A 15,234-nucleotide genomic window follows, 5' to 3' on the forward strand; every position below is an offset into this window, starting at 1 on the left:
GCGGAGGCCCCGGGCGCGGCAGGTGAGTACGAGCAGGCCGGGGCAGTGGCCGACGACGTCGAACAGAGCGCTCGATCCATCGTGGACCCGGACAGGCGGGCATCGGCTCTGACCGCTGTGGCCTCGACGGTGGCTGCCGCGGGGGACAACGACCGGGCCCGGACCATCGCCGGCGATGCCGAGCAGATCGCCCGATCCGTTGTCGACCCGCACCGGCGGACATGGGCGTTGACCGCGCTGGTCCGGGCGGTGGGCGCGGCAGGCGATCTCGACCGGGCTCGGGTGATGGCCGGCGATGCCGCGCAGGTGGCCCGGTCAATCACCGACCCGGATTGGCGGACGTCGGCGTTGACGGCCCTGGTCCGGGCGCTGGGCGGGGCAGGCGATCTCGACCGGGCTCGGGCGATCGCCGGCGACGCCGTACAGGCTGCCCGTACCGTCGTTGACCCGGACGATCAAGCGTGGGCGCTGGCCGAGGTGGTCGACGTGATTGCCGAGGTAGGCGACCACGAACATGCCGCGCAGATCGCCAGGTCCATCGCTCACCCCGATCTGCGGGCGGGGGCGCTGGCCACCGTCGCCGAAGCCGGGGCCGCTGCCGGCGACCCCCGGCGGGCCGCGCGGATCGCCCCGGCGGTCACCAACGCGGACCCGGGGGAGCGGACGATGACCGACCTGGTTGGGGCTGCGGTGGCCGCAGGTGATGTCGAGCGGGCCGTGCAGATCGCCCGAACCATCAAAAGTCTGTTCCAGAGGGCGCGGACATTGGCGGATCTCGCCGTCGTCACCGGTCTCCCACGGGGATCCCGCCTGCTGGCTGAGGCCTTCACGGTCGGGCCGTGGCAGGTTCCCATGCTCGCTCTGGCGAAGCTGAACCCGGAGCTGTCGATCCGGATCGCCGATGCAGCGTACGCAGAGGATTGGCCCTGACCCGGTAGGATGAGCAAGAGGATCCGGCAGCGTACCGATCACCACGAGACGATCCCCAGCGACAGGCCACCAGTCTGGGAGTGTCCCGGATGTGGAATCCGCGTAGTGACTGGGTGATCTCCGAGCGGCCGGCGCATCCGGCTCTGGTCGGTGAGGCCGGCTTCCTGGCCGTGCAACAGGTCACCGCGATTCCCACGCCGAGGACCAAGGCGTCCGCCGGTATCTGTTGACCGGGCTGGTGATCTGCGCGGTGTGCGGCAGGCGGATGGACGCGCATTGGGCGAACGGTCGCCCCGGGTATCGCTGCCGGCACGACTACAGCAGCGCCCGGTCCGTCGCGCCGCGTGTACGGAACCTGTACTGGGCCGAACTGCGAATCATCGACGGACTACGGTATCGGCTGAGTTACGCTGGCGGGTTGCCGTTCCTGGCGGATACGAATGAACTGCTCGATCACCTTCGGGCCTGTCGGCTCGTCGTTGTCTGCGGCCGGACACGCTCGACGTGGAACCGGTTGACCAGGTAAAACAGGTAACCCCCACCACAATCATCACTCGAACGGATGACTCTGGTGGGGGTTAACGTGTCCGAGTCCAAGCTCAGGTGCAGGTGGCCAGGATCGCGTCGGCGAAGTTGTGCTGCCAGTTCACGTAGTCGTGGCCGCCGGTGAACTCGCGGTAGGTGAGCGGGAACCCCCGGTCCAGCAGTGCGGTGCGCATGCTGCGGCATGCGGCCAGTTGTGATGGTGCGCCGTCCGGGCCCTGCATGGTCTCCAGGAGTCCGACGTCGAGGTAGAACCGTACGTCGGCGGGGGTCGCGTGGGCGACGTCGCGGATAAGATGGCCGGGTTCGCCGGCGTCGGGTGACGGCCACCAGAAGCTGCCCGAGTGGGCGATCGCAGCCCGGAACAGGTCCGGGCGGCGCAGGGCGAGAAACGCGGCGATCAGGCCGCCACGGGACATGCCGGCGACCACGTTGCCGCCACCGGGCGAGCCGATTTTCCAGGTGTCGCGAGCCCAGGGCAGCAGTTCGTCGACGACGAGCTGCTCGATCGGCCTGCCGGGAGTCAGGTCTTTGTTGCGGTTCTCGTCGCAGCCGTGGACGAACAGCGCCGCCGTCGGTGCGATTCGCCCGGCGGAGATCAGGTTGTCCAGGATGGCCGGTATGCGCATCATCGTCTGGCCGGCATAGCCGTCGAAGACGACGATGACCGGCAAGCCGGCGGGGTCGGCGCCGGGAGGCAGATATGCAGTCACCCGTACGTCGGTGCCCCGTACGGTGCTGGTGAAGGTGTCCGTGTGGAGAAGGCCGGCCGGAGTGCCCGGTCGTGGGCTGGTCCACATCGCGGGTGGGGCGTCCGGCAGTTCGAGGATCGACGCCCAGGCATCGCAGTCGGTGGGATCCGCGGGATCCGCGGGCAGATGGAAGATCTTCGGGTTGCCGGGATCGATCAGGGTGGGACCGGATGTGGTCGGCAGGTGCGGCACCCGCTCGGTGTCGTCGTGTACCAGGCAGTAGATGGTCCGCAGATCGGACGGGTACACCGCCGAGCCGTGCCAGAGATCCGTGCCGGGCACACGGGTCAGCGGGACGTCGATGTTGAACCACGCACGGATGGCGGTCGCCTCTCCCCGCCAGAGGAAGGTGACCAGGTTCCGGCCCTCGTCGTACGGTTCGACCAGCGGCGTTCCGGTCACCGTGATCTCGGCCCAGAAACGGTCGACGGCTTCCGGTGTGGAGTCTTCGAGAAGAGCGGCGATCCGGGGACTCAGCATGACGGGCGTCTTTCGGTTCCGGATGGCGGCCGACCTGATGATCGGCCGCCATTCTCGATGGTCAGTTGCCGCTGGGGTTACTGATGCCGCCGGTGGTCTCGATCTTGTCGAGCTTGCGGATGACGATCTTCTCCATACCGTTCACCTCCTCACAGGTGTCGACTCGAATTCCTCCGCCGGGGCTGTCCGCAGGAAGAACCGGCGGACCCGGCCGCCGTGCCGCCGCCACCAGACGAAACCCCACACGGTCCAGTACGTCCCGATGATCGCCGAGGTCACCACGGCATCGATCATGACCGTTGCGCTATTGCCAGCGGTGAACGCGTTGACCGTCCGGGACGCGACGGTCACGGCGAAGGGCAGTGTGATGGTTAGGGCGACGGCGAGACAGACCGCGGTCCCCATGGCGAGCGCGATTGAGTAGAGGCGCACCGCGGTCCGTTCATGAGCAGGTAGTACGCGGGTCGGATCGTGCCGTGAACGGCGCCGCGGGTGGGCCAGGTAGCGCAGGTAAGCGGACCCGTCGGCGTACAGGTTTCGGCAGCCGGTCAGGTCCTGCAACGCGAAGTAGAGGTCAGTACGCATGAACATCAGCAACTGCGGCGGTAGCGCCAGCAGCGAGATGATCGACACGGTGGCGGCCACTCGGTCGGTAAGTGTTCCGGGCGCCGCGGGCAGACGGACCAGAGTCGCGGTCGCCGCGATGATCAGGTTCACCCCGATGCCGGACAGATAGACGATGATGCGGGCCCGCCGCGGAGCGCCCCAGATTCCGCTGACGTCGGTTTGCGCGCAGAGGAACTGCAGCCGGGTGGCGAACCCGACTCTGCCGCCGACTCCGTAGGCCCGTGCGGTTGCAAGGTGGCCGAACTCGTGGACGCCGACGATCAGCCAAGCAATGATCACGTTTCCGACGATCACGAGTGTGGTGTGGTCACTCCACAACAGGTCGTGATAGCTGGGCAGCACCTGCGGGCGGACTGCGGTAGCGACTCCGGCAGCGACTACGAGCAGCGCCGCGACGGTCAGGAACGGAACGCTGACGAGCCATCGGACGTGTTGTGCCCGCATCCGTGGCAGGGTCGAGCGCGGTGGCTCGTGCCCGGGAACGGCCACACCGTCGACGGCAGCGACGAACCCGAGTTCGACCAGGTCGCTGGCGAAGGACGCGACGTCCACGTCGGCCTGGTGATCGAGGAGGATGCGGCGGCGGGTCTCCTCTACGGTGAGTCCGTCACGCAGCAGCGTGATCGTGTCGGCGGCGACCGGCGGGACGGCGATGAACTCACCCGTGTCAGATCGGCCGATCACCCACTCGCACACGTCACCGTGGTGTTCGGCCCGCATGTGCAGGGGGTGCAGTCGGATACGGGATGTCGGCGTGGGGGTCACGGCCTGCCTCCGCATGCCGGGCACCGGGGATGTTTGCCGTATGGCGGGATGTCATGAGCTTCCTGGACGGCCAGGTTGATCCCGATCGGCCGCCCGGGCTCGACAGCGGGTACGCCCGTGATCAAGGCGACTGTCAGGTGTGCGGCAAGGTGCCCGGACAGGCCCGCCGAGACGGCTGTCACGGCCGCCGCGCTACCACGAGACGTCGAGTACGGACGTTCCGGAAGGGTGTCGCGGTGCCTGTCGTGTTCGTGTCGCCATTCGCATTCGTAACACGGGCCGTGGCCGGGGGTGTAAAGCGACGCCCGCACGGCTGGTCCGTGATAGCCGGCGTCGACCCATGGGGTGCCGGTGTCCAGGCACGCTTCGTTCACCCAGGCCCGGATCTCGCCCGGCTGGTCCGCACAGAGCAGAAAGACATCACAGTCTCTGGTGAGCTGCGGCAACTGTGCCGGCTGAGTGATGGTCAAGGTCGCGCTGGTGACCTCAATGTCGGAGTTGAGCCGCCGCAGCCTGCTCGCGGTGGCCTCGGCCTTCGGCCTGCCGATGTCGGCCTCGTCGAACTGCGACTGCCGGTTGAGGTTCGACAATTCGACGGTGTCGCCATCGACGCAGTGGATCCGCCCGATCCCTGACCCGGCGAGCGCCAGAGCCGCTGTGCCACCCGTGCCGCCGAGGCCCAGAATGGTCACTCGGGCCTGCTTCAACCGCAGTTGCGGCTCCCAGGAATTGTCCCGGCGGCGAAGATCCAGCCATCTGTAGAACTGCCGGCCACGGTCGTACCGCTGCTGGTCGCGAGGGGTGATTCGACCAGGTGGTTCGGCGGCGGTGTTGTCGAGGTAACCGGCGTCTATGAATCGCTGCACCGATGCGATGACCGTGGCGGGTTCTTCATGCTCGAACGTTGCCGTGACGTGGGCGGCGATGTCCTCTACCGACCGGGTTCCGTCGGCCGCTGAAAGCATCGCCCACACCAGGCCGTCCGGATCATCGACCTCCGCAGCCACCCCGTATACCGCACCGCCGATACGTACCCGGCCGTCAGGCATCCGGTAGAGACCGTGCTCCGGCTTGATGCGCGGACGCCACTCCACCGAAGCCATTCAGAACACCCCCCGTGCTCGTTTCGTGACCGAGCGTTCCAAGTGTGGGTGATCTGCGTCAAGCAATCGACATGTGACACAAGGCACGATGAACGTCGATGTCTTCTGTTGTATGAACCGCGCCGGTTGCCAGGACGAGGTCCGCGATCACCGCGCAGGCCACCGGTGCCGAGCCGAGCCGGTCAGTCAGTTCGGTGATCGCCTCGTCGATCATGGTGTCGGCTCGCTCCCGCTGCCCGGGCTGCCGGTCGCGAGTTGCCCCGGCAGGGCGGAAAGTCTTCCGACTCGTCCATCTGACCGTCTACCGACGTGACCGACTCGGCGGATTCTTGCACGAACACTTACCTGCATGAGTTCTGACCGTCCAGCGGTACTTTGTAATCGTTCTTGGGGTTCTGGCAGTGGCGCTTCGGCCCGCGCCGCGCGACGCTGAGCGAGCTGGGAACGCTTGGCTCGGAATCAGTCCTGCGGAGTGACCTTAAGGTAGGGCGTGGCTTTGAGTGGGCGGCCCCACACGGCCGAGCAGTGGCGGGTCTACCTCGCCGGATACAGCGCGGATCTCCTCCGTGTCGCCGACGCCGTTCGGCTTCACGAGCTGGGAGACGGACGGCGGGCCTTTGGGTGGCTCGGGTTCGCCGGCGCTGGCCAGGATGCGCTCGCCGCCGTCGAGGAGCGGCTCGGGGTGACACTTCCGCCGGGGTACCGTGCCTTCTTGGAAGCCTCTGACGGGTGGCTTGAGATGGGACCGTTCGTTTGGACGATGCGGACGACGGCCGACGTCGGATGGCTGCGGGACATTGAGCCCGAACTGTGCGATGCGGGTGACGAGGACGACGAGCTGATGGCCCGGGCGTTATTGGTGTCCGCCGATGCGGACGCGTGCTACTGGCTCCTTGATCCCGCGGACGTCAGCGATGACGGGGAGTGGGCGGCGTACGTCTGGGCGTCGTGGTATCCGGGTTTGGGTGATCGTTTCGATTCGTTCGCCGATCTGGTCGCCGCCGAGCGGGAGTCGTTCGAGGAGCTCAACGCCCGCGACGGGCGGCCAGTCGAGCCGGCCGGTGCGGCTGAGCTTGTTGCCGAGGGGCGGCGGATGGCACTGCGCGGCGACGTTGGGGGTGCGGCCGAGCGGTTCGAGTCGGCAGCCCGCAAGGGCTCGGGAGCGGGGCAGTACCTCGCTGTCGTGATAGCGGCGTTCCTGCAGCCCCAGGCGGCGCATCACAGGATCCGAAACGATGTACTTGGGCACCCGCATGTGGTCGAAGCGGTCGGTGCGGACGAGTGCGCGCCGAGCTTGTACCGCTGTTCCTGCGGCGCGAGTCCGGTGCGTGGGCCCAGCGGTTGGTGACGGAAGCGCTCGGTGAGATCGGTGACGCGCCGGCAGGGCAAGAATCATCCGAGTTCACCGCGGCACTTGAACAGGCCCGCGAACTCGTGCGCCGAGGCGAGACCGAGGCCGCCTGGTCGGTAGTGGCCGCAGCGGTGCCACGGTGGCACAGCGACGACCCACTGTGCATCGCGCCGTTGACGCTGCTCGCCGATCCGGAGCTGAGCCCGCTGGTAACCCCGCAGCGGGCCGCCTGGATCGCCACCACTCCGAGAGGTCATGATCACTGAGCGGCCCGGCGCGCCATGATCATGTGCGCGATACCGAAGGCCGCGTTGCGGGCGACGCCAGCCTTCGCCTGCCTCGCGTGCGGTTTGCCATCGACTACGTGACTCGCTCGCACGGCTGGCGCCGATTCAAGTTGCCCATCTTGGCGATTTCGTAGGCGTTGGTGCCGGATCAAGGTGCCGATCTTGCTCATCGACAAGCAGTGCATTCGAGATTGGTCGATCTTGCTGGTGCCCAAAGATTATGTCCGGGGCGCTCGATCAACCTGCCGGAAACAAGCGGTGCTTGAGCGGCCACGGGAACTTGCCCACGGAGGAACCGCAGCGATGGGGACTGGGCGGGGCTGGTTCGGGACCACCACGTGGGAGCGGTCGGCGGCTTTCGGTGAGCGTCGTGGGGATGACCTGTCTCTATTGGGCGACGACAGTGGGTCGTTGTGCCACCTATTGATGGGTTAGTGGCTGGTTCGTCTCTGCGTGAGGTGATCTGTGATGCCGATACCCCTGCCTTTATCTGCTACCGCGCCGCCGGATGTCTTCGATGCTTGGCAGCGCAGCGACCCGCCTGTACCGCGGATTCGTGGTCGCGGTCGACCGCTTGCCGCCGGTGGTTTGCGGTTCGCGTTCTACGGGCGGATTTCGCAACTGAAGGCCTTCGGGGTCGAGGTTTGGATGCCCGAGGCGGAAGGTCTGGTAGACCTCGAAAGCGCCGATCATCGGGCGTTGTTGATGATGTTGGGTCATCAGTCGCAGCGGGAGGTGTTGCGGACGCGGTTCCGGGTGCGGGCGGCGATGACGGCGCAGGTGCGGGAGCAGGGCCGTCATCCGGGTGGTCGCCCGCCGTACGGCTACCGGTTGGTGGATGCCGGGCCGCATCCGAGCACGGTGCAGGCGAGTTGGGGCCGGCGCCAGCATCGCCTGGTCGTGGATCCGGTGGCGGCGGAGCATGTGCGGTGGATCTTCGCCCGGCGTCTCGAGGGCTGGAGTACGGCGGGGATCGCGCGGGTGTTGAACGAGCGGCGGGTGCCGTCACCGGGTGTCTACGACCATGTCCGGAATCCGCATCGTGAGGGCACGGTGTGGACGTTGCGGACGGTGGCGGCGATTCTGGCTAACCCGCGGTACACGGGTCGGCAGGTGTGGAACAGGCAGTTCACCGATCACCGCGAAGCGGTACCGGGGGATCGGCGGAGCAGTCTCGGCCCGGTCCGGGTGTGGAATCCCCGTGCGGACTGGGTGATCTGCCCCGACCGCACCCACTCGGCGTTGGTGAGTGACGAGGACTTCACCACGGTCCAGGAGATCACCGCCCGAGCGGTGCCGGAGGACGGCCAGCAGCGCCGGTACGCGCTGACCGGCCTGCTGATCTGCGTGGTCTGCGGGCGACGGATGTCGGGGCACTGGGTGAACGGGCGGGCCGGGTATCGCTGCCGGCATGGGCACACCAGCGCCCAACCGACCCCGGAGGGTGCGCCGCGCTGGGTGTACCGGTCCGAAGCCCGCCTCGTTGAGGATCTGATCGCGGCCAACCCGGAACTGGCCGACCTGGTGGATGCCGGCGACGTCGCGGCCTATCTGAGGGCGCGGGACATGGTGGTCGTCTGCGGCCACGACAATCCGGTGATCGAGGAGGCCGCCGGCGAGCCCGAAGACCATCCTGTCACCGATGCCGAGCAGCCGGCCAGCATTGGAAACGCGAAGATCAAGTCACCATCGGGGGAGCGGGAGACCTCCGGTGCTGCGTCGACGGTGTCCGGTCGAGCAGAGGCCGGCGATGCGATCACTGTTTCGGAATAGCCGGGAGTTCGAGAAAGGCCAGGTAGCACGAAACCCCATTCGATCTTGCGGTGAGCGCGATGATCGATATGGGGTTTAACGTGTCCGAAGGGGGACTTGAACCCCCACGCCCTTGCGGGCACTAGCACCTCAAGCTAGCGCGTCTGCCATTCCGCCACCCGGACCTGCCTGAACAACATAACAACCCGCCGGCACAAGGTGTTGATCGGGGGTGGGTACCGTACGTGCGTGACATCGGAGAGATCGACGACATCGAGTGGGTCTCACTCTCACCCCGCGGAAGGCCCGATGGACTACCTCGCCCTGCTGCACGACGAGTTCGCCGCCTACCAGGCCTGCCTCGACGGGGACCTGACCGCGCCGGTGGAGCACTGCGGCGACTGGACGCTGCGTGACCTCACCGTTCACCTCGGGCAGGGCAACCTGTGGGCCGCCACCGCCATCATCGAGCTGCGCGGCGACTACCAGCCGGTACCGCCGCCGGAGGATCTGGGCGAATGGTTCGCGGGCACCGCCCGTACCCTCGAAAAAGCGCTCGAGCGTGACCCCGCCGCGGAGGCCTGGACCTTCGCCCCGCCGCGGACCGTCGCCTTCTGGCGACGCCGCCGCTGCCTCGAGACGCTCGTGCACCGCTGGGACGCCGAACACGCGCTCGGCCGGCCCGGCGAACTCGGGCCGGAGCTGTGCGGCGACGGCATCGCCGAGGTCATCGAGGTGTTCGTCCCGCGGATGATCAAACGCGGACTCGCCGTCGAACCGCAAGCGGCCGTCCGGTTCACCGCCACCGATCTCGGCGCATCGTGGGTGCTCGGGCCGGGGGAGCCGGTCGCCACCCTGACCGGTACGGCGCAGGAGCTGATGCTGGCGCTGTGGAACCGCCGCCCGCTGCCGTGGGAAACGGTCACCGGTGACGAGGCGGCCGCCCGCGCGGCGCTGACCGGCCCCCTCGTCCCCTGACCGCTTTTCAGAAGACGCGCTGACCGATTGTCACCAGACGGCGCGGACCGCCTCGGCGAGGTCCGCGCCCTGCCGCAGGCCGGCGCGCGCCGACGCCGGCCGGGCCGCCGGGTCCATGAAGTCGCGGCCGAACGCCTCCAGCGCGGCCGCATCCGGCTCGATGAGCAGCGTCTTCGTCGCGCCGGACGCGGCCATCTCGGCGACGATCCGGTCCCGGCCCAGCCATGCCAGCGGCGCGATCACCACGAGCCGTTCGGCGCCGGCGGCCAGGTCGGCGCCCGCGCCGAACCGCACGCCGCCATCCATGAACCGGCGTCCGTCGATGGTCACCGGCGGCATCAGGCCGGGCACGGCGCAACTCGCCGAGATCGCTTTCACCAGGGGTACGCCGGACGCCGCCCCCAACAGCACATCCTCACCGTCGGCCGTGTCCACCACCAGGACCCGCAGGTCACGGTCGGGCCACTCCTGCACCGGCAGCAGCGGCTCCATCCGGGCCAGGTACGCCTGCTCGTCGAGCGTGGAAGCGGCCAGCGCGAACTGACCCACCCGGGTGCGCGCCTCCCGTGGCGGCACCGACGGATCGGCCAGCACCGCCATGGCGGCCATCGCGGCGCCGGTGTCCCGGCCGCGACCGCCTCCGCCCGTACGCTCCTGTTCCTGCTGTTGGACGGTGACCGCCGCCTCCAGGTCGGTGCCCGCGGCGAGGATCGCGCCGACGACCGAACCCGCGGACGTACCGATGATGGTGTCGGCGTCGCCGAGCGGGACGCCCGCCCGCTGGAGGCCGCAGAGGACGCCGAGATGCCAGGCGATGCCGGTCACGCCACCGCCGCCGAGAACAAGAGCCTTCGTCACCTACCGAACGGTAACGACACGCCGCCAGGCGTCAAGACTCCTCGATGCGGCGACATGCGAGAAGTTCCCAGGTTTCCGCGGCGGCAGACGATATACCTGGAGAACTGCCATCCGAGATCGAGACTGGTGAGAAACGGTGACCGACCGGCACACGGACGCCATCGAAGAGGCGTACCTGCTGATCGAGGCCGCCCAGGGGCACCACGACGCCGCCCGGGTCGAGGCCGCCGACCGGGAGGCCATCGCCCACAGCTGGCACGACGTACGCCTGCTCCTGCACTTCGCCCGGTCCCTGGCCTGCCTGGATGCCGGACTCGACGACACCGAGCACGTCGACGCCATGCTCGCCGCCGCCGTCGCTCTCGACAGCCCGGCCCTGCTTGCCCTCTCCCTCGCCGTCAAGGCCGACCGGCGCGCCAGGAACCACCGCAACACCACCGCCGCCGGCGACTCGGCGTCCCGCCTGTTGGCCCAGGCCGTCGTGCTGCTCGACCACCCCTCGGACGAGCCGGTCGTGCACCGGGCCGCGGCCCTCATCCAGGTCGGCAGCGTCGCCCACGAACTCGGGCTCTGGGAACTCGCCCTCGAATACTACGAACGCACCCGGCAGCTCATGGCCGGCGACACCAGCCCCACCGGGAGACGCCAGTCGCGCGTCGTGGCCATCAACGAACTCGACCTGTCGCTGGACTGGGCGGCGGGGCTCGCCGGAATCGGCGACTGGCCCACCCGTACCGAAGACTTCGCCGACGTCACCGACGCCGAATGGCCGCCCATCTGGGTCGTCGAGTTCCACGGCAACCGCGACCTGCTCGCCGCCGTCGCCGGGCTGCCCGCCGACCGCGGCGTGCCGGTCGACGAGCGTGTCGCCACCCTGAGCGACGCCATCCGGGCCGCCCGTGCCGGCGACGCCGCCCGCGCCGCGCAACTCGCCGAAGAAGCCACCGAGGACTTTCCCTACCAGCTACCGACCCACGTCTACCTGCTGCAACTCGCGCTCATCGCCAAACGGCCCGGCACCAACCCCACCGCGATCCGGTACGGCGACGAGCTCGCCCGACTGCGCTGGAACGACCGGCTCGACCGGATGGCCGCCATGCGGGACGCCATCGCCGTCGAACGCCGCCGCCAGGATCACGAACAGCTCAGCCGGGACGTCGTCGTCGACGACCTGACCGGGCTGGCCAACCGTCGCGGATACCAGGCCTACCTGGACACCCTCGGCAACGCCACGGACCACGGGTCGTACGCGGTGATGATGATCGACGCGGACCATTTCAAGACGGTCAACGACCGGTTCGGTCACGATGTCGGTGACCTGGTGCTGGTCCGGCTCGGGCACATCCTCGCCGCGCAGGTCCGGCCCGCCGACCTGGCCGCCCGGCTCGGCGGGGACGAGTTCGTGGTCATCCTGGCCGAGGTGCTGCCGGGCGTGCCGGAGGCCCGGGCCGGGCAGATCCTGGACGCGGTCCGCACCCATCCGTGGGGCGAGATCGCGTCCGGCCTCACCGTCTCGGTCAGCATCGGCGTCCACCACGGCAGCCGGGCCGAGCTGCCGGCCCTGCTCTCCGACGCCGACCGCAGCCTCTACGAGGCCAAGCACCACGGCCGCGGCCGGGTCGCGATCACCGCCGGATAGTCAGGCGATCCGCGCGGAGCGGGGCATCCGGGCGATCACGTCGTCCCAGATGCCCTCGGGCAGGTCGTGGCCCACGCCGGGGTACTCCACGAACTGCGCGCCGGGGATCTGAGCGGCCAGATCGCGGCCCGCGTTCGGCTTGAGCATCGGGTCGTCGGCGCCCGACACGACAAGCGTCGGCGCGGTGATGCCGGACAGCGGCGGCAGCTTCACCGCCCGGCCGGCGGCCATGTGCCGCCGCGTCGTCCGCGGATCGCGGGGCGAGCGCTCGTGACCCAGAGTCGCCGCCTCGCGGACCCACTTCTCCGGGAACGGGTAGCCGGGGGAGGCCTGCGCCCGGTAGATCGCGACCTCGTTCTCGATCTTCTGCTCCGATGTGGTGGCCTTCGGCAGCTTGCGGAACTCCTTGAAGAAGCCGAGCTTGAGGTAGCGCAGCGTCCGCAGGACTCCCGCGGTGGCCGGGCTGCCCATGCAGAGGGTGAGGCCGCGGACCCGGCCGGGGTGCAGGAGCGCCATGCCCTGCGCGATCGCCGACGTGCCGCCCAGGACGTGCGCGCCGGCCCAGCCGAGCGCGTCCATCACCGCGAGCCCGTCGTCGATCATGTCGTTCATCGTGTACAGCGGGCGGCGGCTGCCCTTCGCCGGCTCCGGGTAGTGCGTGGACAGGCCGGTGTCGCGGTTGTCGTAGCGGGCCACGTGGAACCCGGCCTCGACCAGGCGCTCACAGAACGCGTCGTTCCACCAGACCATCTGGTAGTCGATCCCCAGAACCAGCAGCAACGGTTCACCGGTGGAGCCGAAGGTCTCGTACGCGATCTTGGCGTCACCGTTCGTGGCGTACTCGATTGCCATGTCTGCCTCCGTTTTCATGCACTCGCATGATAACGGGGTGCGGCCACCCCTTGCAATGCGCCCGCATGAGATAGGTTCGGTGCCGTGCCGAAGCAGGTCGACCACGAACAGCGCCGCCGGCTCCTCGCCGAAGCGGTCTTCGCCGTCATCGGAACCCGCGGATTCGAAGCCGTCAGCCTGCGTGACGTCGCCGTACAGGCCGGCGTCTCCATGGGCACCGTGCAGTACTACTTCCCGACCAAGCACCAGATGCTGCTGTTCGCCCTCGGCCACATGCGGGCCCGCGTGCTCGCGCGCATGCAGGCCACCCTCGCCGCTCTCGAGAACCCCACCCGCCGCGACGTCATCCGCGCCGCCACCGCGGTCATGCTCCCGGTCGACGAACCCGGCCGCGAAGAGGCCTGCGTGAACATCGCCTTCTTCTCCGCCGCCACCGTCACACCCGAATACGCACAGCAACTACGTGACGGGTACGCGCGCATCCTCACCGTCTCGACCGCGAACCTCCGGGAGGCGGCCCGCCTCGGGGAACTTCGCGACGGGATCGATCCCGATCGCGAGGCGCCCGCCCTCTACTTCCTCACCCAGGGGTTGATCGGCCCGATCCTCATCGGCCTCTACCCGCCCGACGAGGCCATGTCCCTGGTCGACGACCAGCTCGACCGCCTGTTTCGCTGAGCTGGAAGGATCATCGGCATGCCGAACCCCACTCTCACCGAATGCCGGTCACCGTGGGTCGTGGTCACCCGCGCGGACGACCCGTGGGTCACCGCCGAGGCGGGCGCCCTGCGGGATCAGGGCGGCATGATCGTACGGATGGCGGGCGCGGAACTGCGGGACCCGGCGTCACTCTTCACGGCCTTCGCACGTGAGCTGTCGTTCCCCGGGTACTTCGGCCGCAACTGGGACGCTCTCGTCGACTGCCTGCACGACTGGCACGGCCATGAGACGGCCGGGCAAGGGCTCGCCGTCCTGATCGACGACGCCGATCACCTGGCCCACGCCGACTTCCTGGGCGTCTTCATCTCGGTGCTCTGCCAAGCGGGATGGAAGGCGAACCTCCAACTCGACGCCGACGGCATCCCCCACGAGGATTGGCCGCCCTTCTCCTTGCACTTCGTACTCCTGGCCACCGAGCCCACCGCCTTCGCCGACGGTGCGGCATCCGGCATGGACGTCAGCGTGACGCTTGCCGACGGCCGGCTGGTGGCCACCCTCACCGGCGCCGACTGGCCGGGAAGCGACCCTCAAGAAAGCTGATCGTCGCCGACCCCGCCGGCCTGTCGTACAGCAGGTTCGAGCAGGGACAAGGTCCGTTGAGTGGCGTCGAGGGCGGCTCGGATGCCCACCGGCATCGGCAGGTTCGGGCCGGCGTGCCCGATGTCGACGTTGCCCAGGACCGGGATGTCGCGGTCGCCGAGGACGTCGAGGACTATCTCGGCGAGGGTGGGGGAGGCGTCCGGATCCTCCAGGCCGTGGATGTCGCGCGGGGTGCCCACGACCATGCCGGAGATGCGGTCGAGGATGCCGGCGTGGCGCATCACCTGTAGGTAGCTCCACACGTGCGCGGCCGCGCCGCCGATCTCCTCCCAGAACAGAACGGCTCCCTCGTACCGGTCCGGGGGAAGCGCAAAGCGCGTCGCCTGGGCCAGGACGACGCGGTTGATCACCCCGCCGATCAAGGGGCCCTCGGCGCGGCCGGGACGCCAGCACTCCCAGGACGGGCGGGTGGGCAGCGGGCCGAGCGGGTCGGTGCTGGTCAGCAGGCGGGAGTAGAGGTCTTCGAGTTCGGCTCGGCGGGACGGTGATGCGGTCTGCCAATGGCCGCCGAAGCCGGGGGTGGCCATGTCGGCGTGGAAGCCGATCAGGCCCGTACGCGCGTGGAGGACCAGATGCAGCAGGGAGATGTCGCTGTAGCCGAGGATGGGTTTGGGGTCGGCTTCGATGGCCTCGACGTCGATCAGGTCGAGGTAGCCGAGGACTGTCTGGCCGCCGTCGTTCGCGACGATCGCGCGTACCTCGGGATCGCGCAGGAAGCCGTTGAGCTCGGCGGCGATCTCCGCAGGGGTGGCGGCGCTCCACCAATGCCGGCGCCCTGCCTCGAGGAGCGGGGCCCGGCGAACCCGGAAGCCCATCCGTTCGAGCACGATGATCGTCTGCTCGACGTGGGGTTCGTAGATGTCGGGGAGTGGGCCGGACAGGGCCGCGATCACGATCAGGTCCCCGGGCTTCAAGGCGCGTGGGCGCAGCGTGGGAAGCATTCGGGCATCGTGCCCGGGCGTGTGACGAACCGCCACACATTTCCCAGGGCTTCGGC

Annotated in this window: 16 protein-coding genes and 1 tRNA gene; 9 read left to right on the plus strand and 8 right to left on the minus strand. The window is 68.9% G+C overall.

Annotated elements, in window-relative coordinates; translation table 11 throughout:
* Window positions 1-1,019 precede the first annotated feature (1,019 nt).
* Together KZ829_RS36755 and KZ829_RS44960 are read left to right on the plus strand one after the other, a co-directional pair.
* Window positions 1,020-1,160 carry a hypothetical protein gene (locus tag KZ829_RS36755; RefSeq protein WP_220148443.1) on the plus strand — a complete coding sequence of 47 codons (141 nt, stop codon included), beginning with the start codon at window positions 1,020-1,022 and terminating at the stop codon, window positions 1,158-1,160.
* Window positions 1,161-1,195: 35 nt separating this feature from the next.
* Window positions 1,196-1,456 (plus strand): hypothetical protein, encoded by a 261-nt coding sequence (locus KZ829_RS44960; protein WP_372453990.1) that lies wholly within the window; start codon window positions 1,196-1,198, stop codon window positions 1,454-1,456.
* Window positions 1,457-1,529: 73 nt separating this feature from the next.
* Here KZ829_RS44960 and KZ829_RS36765 read toward each other — a convergent pair whose 3' ends face one another.
* The 4 genes from KZ829_RS36765 to KZ829_RS36780 all read right to left on the minus strand — a co-directional run bounded on the left by KZ829_RS36765 (window position 1,530) and on the right by KZ829_RS36780 (window position 5,414).
* Complete coding sequence (locus KZ829_RS36765) at window positions 1,530-2,705, minus strand: alpha/beta hydrolase (protein ID WP_220148445.1); 1,176 nt, start codon at window positions 2,703-2,705, stop codon at window positions 1,530-1,532.
* A 141-nt stretch (window positions 2,706-2,846) separates the two neighbouring features.
* Window positions 2,847-4,052: a M50 family metallopeptidase gene (locus tag KZ829_RS36770; RefSeq protein ID WP_220148446.1), complete on the minus strand. Its 1,206-nt coding sequence runs from the start codon at window positions 4,050-4,052 to the stop codon at window positions 2,847-2,849.
* A gap of 41 nt (window positions 4,053-4,093) precedes the next feature.
* Window positions 4,094-5,200, minus strand: coding sequence for a ThiF family adenylyltransferase (locus KZ829_RS36775; RefSeq protein WP_220148447.1), 1,107 nt, complete (start codon window positions 5,198-5,200; stop codon window positions 4,094-4,096).
* 58 nt (window positions 5,201-5,258) lie between these two features.
* Window positions 5,259-5,414, minus strand: coding sequence for a hypothetical protein (locus KZ829_RS36780; protein WP_220148448.1), 156 nt, complete (start codon window positions 5,412-5,414; stop codon window positions 5,259-5,261).
* Window positions 5,415-5,690: 276 nt separating this feature from the next.
* On the opposite strand from KZ829_RS36780, the gene KZ829_RS36785 reads away from it, so the two are divergent.
* The 3 genes from KZ829_RS36785 to KZ829_RS36795 all read left to right on the plus strand — a co-directional run bounded on the left by KZ829_RS36785 (window position 5,691) and on the right by KZ829_RS36795 (window position 8,611).
* Window positions 5,691-6,548, plus strand: a complete 858-nt coding sequence (locus KZ829_RS36785; protein WP_220148449.1) for an SMI1/KNR4 family protein — start codon at window positions 5,691-5,693, stop codon at window positions 6,546-6,548.
* Window positions 6,545-6,817 carry a hypothetical protein gene (locus tag KZ829_RS36790; protein WP_220148450.1) on the plus strand — a complete coding sequence of 91 codons (273 nt, stop codon included), beginning with the start codon at window positions 6,545-6,547 and terminating at the stop codon, window positions 6,815-6,817. Before KZ829_RS36785 ends, KZ829_RS36790 begins: the two co-directional genes overlap by 4 nt.
* A 489-nt stretch (window positions 6,818-7,306) precedes the next feature.
* Entirely contained in the window at window positions 7,307-8,611 is a 1,305-nt protein-coding gene (locus KZ829_RS36795; RefSeq protein ID WP_220148451.1) for a recombinase family protein, read from the plus strand.
* An 81-nt stretch (window positions 8,612-8,692) separates the two neighbouring features.
* Here the strand turns inward: KZ829_RS36795 and KZ829_RS36800 are convergent.
* A tRNA-Leu gene (locus KZ829_RS36800) sits at window positions 8,693-8,775 on the minus strand.
* A 124-nt stretch (window positions 8,776-8,899) separates the two neighbouring features.
* Here KZ829_RS36800 and KZ829_RS36805 point away from each other — a divergent pair.
* Window positions 8,900-9,568: a maleylpyruvate isomerase family mycothiol-dependent enzyme gene (locus tag KZ829_RS36805; RefSeq protein ID WP_220148452.1), complete on the plus strand. Its 669-nt coding sequence runs from the start codon at window positions 8,900-8,902 to the stop codon at window positions 9,566-9,568.
* 30 nt (window positions 9,569-9,598) lie between these two features.
* Here KZ829_RS36805 and KZ829_RS36810 read toward each other — a convergent pair whose 3' ends face one another.
* A complete protein-coding gene (locus KZ829_RS36810; RefSeq protein WP_220148453.1) occupies window positions 9,599-10,426 on the minus strand; it encodes a patatin-like phospholipase family protein in 828 nt (275 codons plus the stop codon).
* Between the two features lie 136 nt (window positions 10,427-10,562).
* Here KZ829_RS36810 and KZ829_RS44720 point away from each other — a divergent pair, with 136 nt between their 5' ends.
* Window positions 10,563-12,065 (plus strand): GGDEF domain-containing protein, encoded by a 1,503-nt coding sequence (locus tag KZ829_RS44720; protein WP_220148454.1) that lies wholly within the window; start codon window positions 10,563-10,565, stop codon window positions 12,063-12,065.
* On the opposite strand, the gene KZ829_RS36820 is transcribed toward KZ829_RS44720, so the two are convergent.
* Window positions 12,066-12,917: an alpha/beta fold hydrolase gene (locus KZ829_RS36820; protein WP_220148455.1), complete on the minus strand. Its 852-nt coding sequence runs from the start codon at window positions 12,915-12,917 to the stop codon at window positions 12,066-12,068.
* 84 nt (window positions 12,918-13,001) lie between these two features.
* Between KZ829_RS36820 and KZ829_RS44725 the strand changes: the two genes are divergently transcribed.
* Both KZ829_RS44725 and KZ829_RS36830 read left to right on the plus strand, forming a co-directional pair.
* Entirely contained in the window at window positions 13,002-13,595 is a 594-nt protein-coding gene (locus KZ829_RS44725; protein ID WP_220148456.1) for a TetR/AcrR family transcriptional regulator, read from the plus strand.
* Window positions 13,596-13,613: 18 nt separating this feature from the next.
* On the plus strand, window positions 13,614-14,177 hold the full coding sequence (locus tag KZ829_RS36830; protein ID WP_220148457.1) for a barstar family protein: 564 nt from the start codon (window positions 13,614-13,616) through the stop codon (window positions 14,175-14,177).
* Here KZ829_RS36830 and KZ829_RS36835 read toward each other — a convergent pair.
* Window positions 14,165-15,178: a S66 peptidase family protein gene (locus tag KZ829_RS36835; RefSeq protein ID WP_220148458.1), complete on the minus strand. Its 1,014-nt coding sequence runs from the start codon at window positions 15,176-15,178 to the stop codon at window positions 14,165-14,167. The two genes, KZ829_RS36830 and KZ829_RS36835, sit on opposite strands and share 13 nt — an antisense overlap.
* Between the last annotated feature and the right edge of the window lie 56 nt (window positions 15,179-15,234).

The sequence above is a fragment of the Actinoplanes hulinensis genome (assembly GCF_019429605.1).
GTDB lineage: Bacteria > Actinomycetota > Actinomycetes > Mycobacteriales > Micromonosporaceae > Actinoplanes > Actinoplanes campanulatus.